This is a genomic window from Streptomyces synnematoformans (assembly GCF_039531005.1).
Classification (GTDB): Bacteria; Actinomycetota; Actinomycetes; order Streptomycetales; family Streptomycetaceae; genus Streptomyces; species Streptomyces synnematoformans.
The window spans coordinates 1-3,567 of record NZ_BAAAPF010000480.1; the positions used below are offsets into that span (position 1 = coordinate 1).

Annotated in this window: 4 protein-coding genes; 1 reads left to right on the forward strand and 3 read right to left on the reverse strand. The window is 76.9% G+C overall.

Annotation, left to right across the window (positions count from 1 at the left end; translation table 11 throughout):
• Positions 1–470: 470 nt before the first annotated feature.
• The 3 genes from ABD317_RS34720 to ABD317_RS34730 form a co-directional block, all read right to left on the reverse strand.
• Complete coding sequence (locus ABD317_RS34720; protein WP_027753706.1) at positions 471–884, reverse strand: DUF3040 domain-containing protein; 414 nt, start codon at positions 882–884, stop codon at positions 471–473.
• 228 nt (positions 885–1,112) lie between these two features.
• Positions 1,113–1,970: a class I SAM-dependent methyltransferase gene (locus ABD317_RS34725; RefSeq protein ID WP_344295536.1), complete on the reverse strand. Its 858-nt coding sequence runs from the start codon at positions 1,968–1,970 to the stop codon at positions 1,113–1,115.
• 132 nt (positions 1,971–2,102) lie between these two features.
• Positions 2,103–2,579: an SAV_6107 family HEPN domain-containing protein gene (locus ABD317_RS34730; RefSeq protein ID WP_344295539.1), complete on the reverse strand. Its 477-nt coding sequence runs from the start codon at positions 2,577–2,579 to the stop codon at positions 2,103–2,105.
• 500 nt (positions 2,580–3,079) lie between these two features.
• Here ABD317_RS34730 and ABD317_RS34735 point away from each other — a divergent pair.
• Positions 3,080–3,567: NAD(P)-binding protein (locus ABD317_RS34735; protein WP_344295543.1), on the forward strand; the 488-nt coding region annotated here is incomplete at its 3' end.

Here is a 3,567-nt window from a genome sequence, read left to right on the forward strand (position 1 = left end):
CGCCGCGCTCGTCGGTGCGGCTGCTGTGGGCGGTGGCGGCGCGCTGGGCGGCGGTGACGGGCCGCTGGCGCGAGGCGGTGCGCCGCACGGGCGCGACGCTGAGGCCGTCCCGGTAACGCGGTGACGCCTCCCGCTGAGGGGCGGCGGGATGCGGGGACCGGTGCGACCGGCCCCGTACCCGCCCGCTGCCCGCTGCGCGGGGCCGGCGGAGGCGCTGGACGGCGGTGACGGAGGGCTGGCCGGAAGCCGGGTAGGGCCCGTGCGGGGGGGGACGGCCGGAGTGGTGACACAGGGGAGGACTAGTCGCGCGCCGGTACGGCCCGTGCGCGCTCAGTGCGCGGGCGCGCGCCCGGCGCGGGACGGGAAGGGCGGGCCGCTTCGTCCCGGGGCCCGGCCGGAGGCCGGACGTGCGGGAGAGCTCCCGCGGGCCGGGCCCGGGGAGCTCTGCACGGTGCGGGGGCTCGGGTAGCCTAACGCCCCTCGTCGCGGCGGCGCTGCCACCGCTCTTCGATGCGGTTCATCATGGAACGGCGCTGCCGGGTCCTGCGCCGCTGCTGACCGCCCCGGGGGGCCGCGGCTTCGCCCGGCTGCTGCTGTTGCTGCTCGCCCGGGTTCGCGGTTCTGCGCCAACCGGTCACGGCGAGCACCGCACATCCCAGCATGACGAGGAAGCCCACCACGCTGACCCAGATCTGCTGCGCGACCATGCCCGCCATCAGGAGCGCGATACCGACCAGGAAGCCCGCTACCGCCTGGTACACCCGACGGCGGGTGTATGTGCGCAGCTTGCTCCCCTCAAGCGCCGTCGCAAACTTGGGGTCTTCTGCGTACAGCGCTCGTTCCATCTGCTCGAGCATGCGCTGCTCGTTCTCCGAGAGCGGCACGGAGTCCTCCTACTCGTCGGTCGCTTGGGGGCGACCGGGACGCGACACCTCCAGGATAGGCAGGTATGCGCCCCCGTGAAACCCGCCCCTCTGCGCCAAATCCGCCGATCCGCGGCACGGATCTGGGCCTGCCCGCCGTAGCAGGCCCTGACTCAGATCATACGGCGCCCCGGGGCCGAACGGGTGGCCTGTGGCCTACTGCACCTCTGCCCGCGGGCGGACCGGTTATCACTTCCGGCCGCCGAGAACATGCAGCTGCGCCGCGACCGGCTGGAACGCCGGCGACTCCGCCGCCGCCCGCTCCAGCTCCAGCAGCGCGTCGAGCGCGCCGGGCTCGGACTCCGCGAGGCCGTCCGACACCAGGTCGGCGAAGGTCCGTACGCCCTGGACGGCGCGCACCTCGACCCCGGCGGCGGCGACCAGCCGGGTCAGCTCCTCCGGGGTGAACCGGCGCGGCACCGGGTCGGCCTCGCCCCAGCGGCCGTCCGGGCCCGTCAGCGCCCGGCGGGCGGAGGAGAAGTGCCCGGCGAGCGCGCGGGCCAGCACGGCGCCGCCGAGGCCCGCGGCGAGCACGCTGAGGAGGCCGCCGGGCCGCAGCGCGGCGACGGCGTTGGCGAGGCCCGCGGCGGGATCGTCGACGTACTCCAGGACCCCGTGGCAGAGCACGGCGTCATACGCGCCGGGCTCGGCGACGTCGAAGAGGGCGTGGATGTCGCCCTGCACGCCGCGCACCCGGTCGGCGAGGACGGCCTCGGTGGCGCGGCGCTGCAGCCCGAACAGCGCGTTCGGGCTGGGGTCGACGACGGTCACCCGGTGCCCGAGGAGGGCGGCGGGCACGGCGAAGTACCCGGTGCCGCCGCCGGTGTCCAGCACGTCCAGCGGACGGACGGCGGAGTGCTCCGCCGCCGCGCCCTCCGCACGGCCTGCTCCGGCCCCGGCGGACGCTCCGGCCGCCCCGCCCTCCCCGGCCGCGCCGCCCGGTCCGGCGGCGCCGTGCCGGGCCAGGGCGTCCTCCAGCGCCTCCCAGGCGCCGGCGGCGCGCAGGGCGGCGCGCGGCAGGTGGTCGTGCGGTGTCGTACGGGGCATGGAGTGCTCCTCGAAGATCGGGCGTGGCCCAGCTTAGAGGCTGCGCATCCGCTCCCCGAGCCCCGGCGGGCCGCCCCGCGGCGGCCCCGCGCACCGGCGCCGCCGCGGCCGCCCGCGGGGCCGCGGGCCGGTTCAACCCGTCTCCGGACCCTGCCCGGGGCGTATCAGCGGCTGGACGACGAGCATCCGCTCGACGATGCGCGTGAACATCCCTGCCGCGCGGAGCAGATCGGCCGCCTCCTGCGCGTCGACCGCGTCCCTGATGCCCGCCTCCGCGCGGGCGCGCAGCCGGGCGCCGCCGGCGCACATCGCGCTCCACTCGGCGAGTTCGGGCGCGACCTCCGGCAGCACCTCCCACGCGCTGCGGATGCGCTGCCGGCGGCGCGGCGACGGCTCGGGGCGCCCGCGCACCGCGAGCACCGCCGCGGCGGTGCGCAGCGCGGCGAGGTGGGCCAGCGAATAGCGCTCGTTCGCCGTCTCCATCTCCGCCGCCTCCGCCAGGCCGGCGTGCGCCTGCGCCAGCAGCTCCAGCGCCGCCTTGGGCGCGCTGCCCGGGCGCAGGACGGGGTGGACATCACTCGGTGGGGCGAAAGCCGGCTCGGCCGCCATGGCTTGCCTCCTGTCAGCGTCAGTCCTTCAGTCGTTCGTTCGTATGTGCCCATCGTGGCGCACCCCACTGACAATCGGCCTGACCTGCCCCGCTACCTGCATCGACGCCCTTCTCCACACCCCCCGCGGCAATTGCGCCGAGAAGGTGCCGCCCCGGGGGTGGCACCCCGCGCCGGCGGTGCACACCGCCCGCCGAAACGGGCGCTGCCCCGGCGCGAAGCGATCCCCCGTCGCTCCACCACCGGGGCAGCTTCCCCCCGTTCCCCCGTTCCCCCCTCGTGGGCCGGCCGGAGTTCCGTTCCGCCGCCCCGTGTCGGCGGTCCGGGCTCCGTACTGCGTCCGTCCCACGCCCATCACTTTGCCGTTTGTGCAGGTCGAGACCTATCCGCTCGGGTACTCAAGCACGTATCTGAGTACCCGAGCGCACAGCTGAGTACCCGCCCCCAGCCGTTCCGCTCCCGCCCGCGGGGCCGCGCGGGACGCGGGATAAAGTCCGGGCCATGGCACAGATCGCGGTAATCGGCGCCGGCATGGGCGCCATGGCCGCCGCCGCGCGGCTGGCCCTGGCCGGCCACCGGGTGACGGTCCACGAGCGCACCGGCACCCACGGCGGCGGCGTACGGCGGCTGGAGCGCGACGGCTTCGGCTTCGACACCGGCCCGGGGGTCCTGCACCTGCCCGCGGTCTACCGCGACCTGTTCCTCAAGACCGGCCGGCGGAGGCTGGAGAAGTGCGTGGACCTGGTGCCGGTCGACCCCGCCGAGCGGCACGTCTTCCCCGACGGCACCGTCGCCACCCTCCCGAACGCCTCCCGCGCGGGCGTCGTACGGGCCCTCGACGCCGCCGCCGGGCCGGGCGCCGGCGAGGCGTGGACCGCCCTGCTGGACCGGGGCCGCCGGGTCTGGGAGGCCGCCCGCCGCCCGCTCGTCGAGGAGCCCCTGCCCGCCGACGCGGGCGCGCTGGCCGCGGGCCCGTACCCCGCCGTGCC